Raw genomic sequence first — 543 nt, forward strand, 5'->3', positions numbered from 1 at the left:
AAATTAAGAAGAACGCTGCCGTTGAAATGAATGGTGAAGCTTATATTGTTCGCGATATCGAGCGCTCTGTTCCACAAGGCCGTGCAGGCGGAAGTTTGTATCGTATGCGTATGTACAATGTGGCGACAAACCATAAGATTGATGAAACTTTCAAAGACTCCGATATGCTGTCACTTGCAGATTTGGACCGCCGCCCGGTAACTTTTTCATATGCTGATGGTGATGAATACGTTTTTATGGATAGCGAAGACTACTCTTCATATAGTCTGGATAAAGAAAGCATCGCTGATGAGTTATTGTTTATGGCCGAAGATGCGCAAGGCTTGCTGGTTGTGATGGTAAACGAGGCTCCGGTTGCACTGGAGTTACCTAGTACTGTTGAGCTGGAAATTGTAGAAACTGACCCAGCTTTAAAAGGTGGCTCGGCTACCGCGCGTACCAAACCTGCAATCTTAACGACGGGTTTAACGGTACAAGTGCCAGAGCACATTTCTACTGGTGACCGTATTAAGATCAATGTTGAAGAGCGCAAGTTTACTGGGC

The 543-nt window shown here is 45.3% G+C and carries 1 protein-coding gene; it reads left to right on the forward strand.

Annotation, left to right across the window (positions count from 1 at the left end):
• Positions 1-2 precede the first annotated feature (2 nt).
• On the forward strand, positions 3-543 hold a 541-nt coding region (gene yeiP, locus A3761_RS25300), incomplete at its 3' end, for an elongation factor P-like protein YeiP (protein WP_231881317.1).

This window comes from Oleiphilus sp. HI0123 (assembly GCF_001635315.1).